At 59.9% G+C, this 1,172-nt stretch carries 2 protein-coding genes; both read right to left on the bottom strand.

Annotated features, from left to right (window positions below; genetic code table 11):
* Window positions 1–45: 45 nt before the first annotated feature.
* Complete coding sequence (locus AC1D0Z_RS22290; RefSeq protein WP_477660327.1) at window positions 46–423, bottom strand: sirohydrochlorin chelatase; 378 nt, start codon at window positions 421–423, stop codon at window positions 46–48.
* A gap of 14 nt (window positions 424–437) precedes the next feature.
* On the bottom strand, window positions 438–1,172 hold a 735-nt coding region (locus AC1D0Z_RS22285; protein WP_477660326.1), incomplete at its 5' end, for an LptF/LptG family permease.

Below are 1,172 nucleotides of genomic sequence, written 5' to 3'. Positions count from 1 at the left end.
AAAGAGGCGTCCGCTGCCTCATCGCACGAACCACTTACGCMGCACTTATGACAAGGCAATAGTCGCTATCAGGGCGGTGAGTTCGGCGCGCTCGCCGGCGGCGGGCAGAAGCTCCACTTCCAGATCGGGGTGGGCTGCCCGGATCTGTTCTACCAGCAGCGGCAAGTCTTCCCGGGCGTGCTTGCCTATACCAAAGAAAAGCGGAAAGATCCTTATGTGGCGTGCGCCAGCAGCTATTAAATTGGTAGCGGCTTCGGGCAGCGAGGGGGCGCAGAGCTCCAGGTAGGCGCAGCTGACGGGTGTGCCGGGTTCCCGCATGCGGATTTGCGCGGCGACCGCCTCAATGGGACCGCGCCACTGCGGGTCGCGCGAGCCGTGGGCAAACAGGATGATGCCGCGCAGTGCGGAGGATGAAGGTGTCATGGCACGCGGTGCGGTTAGCGCCGGAGCACCAGCCAGCCAAACGCCCCCAGCGACACGGCCATGTAAAGCAGGCCCGGCGTGGCGGCTGCAAGCCAGGGTTGCCAGTTGCGCAGGTTGCCGATGTAGCCGAACACGTTGTTGAGCAGGAAGAAGCTGATGCCAATCATCACACCGGCGAACACATAGCCGGCGATGCCGCCCGATCGAAAGTGAAGGTAGGCAAAAGGCAGTGCCAGAATCACCATCACCAGGCAGCTGAGCGGGTAAAAGACTTTTTTCCAGAACTCTATTTCGTAGCGCTGGGCCGTCTGTCCATTGGCATCCAGGTGTCGGACGTAGTTAAAAAGATCAATGGTGCCCATGCGCTCAGGTTTGAGCAACGCCACCGATACCATTTCTGCGCTGATTTCGGTCGGCCATCGAAAGCTCTTCAGTACGTTGCGGTTGACCTTGGCGTTGCCCGCCGGGTTGGCGGCGCTGCTCGCACCCGCAGGGACATCAAATTCTGCGCGCGTGGCCTGGTTCAGTTCCCAGGCATCGCCGGCGGTAAACACCGCCAGAGGTGCCTGCGTGGTGGAAACGATCAGTCCCTTGTTGTTGAATTCAAATATCTGCACGCCCTGCATCTCATTGTCGGGACTCAGAGCCCTCACATTGACGACAAAGGTGTTGTAGGCCTGCTTTTCTTTCAGCCAAGCACCTGTCTGCCCGATGGTGATCTTGTTCTGGTAGCGCGCCTTGAGCAGCTG

It is taken from the genome of Polaromonas sp. P1_E3, assembly GCF_056405935.1.
Note: the sequence above shows the minus strand (reverse complement) of the source record. Positions and strands in the feature narration are given on the sequence as shown.

Excerpts from the sequence above, each read along its gene's own strand:
- AC1D0Z_RS22290 (WP_477660327.1), bottom strand. The coding sequence starts at position 423 with ATGACACCTTCATCCTCCGCACTGCGCGGCATCATCCTGTTTGCCCAC.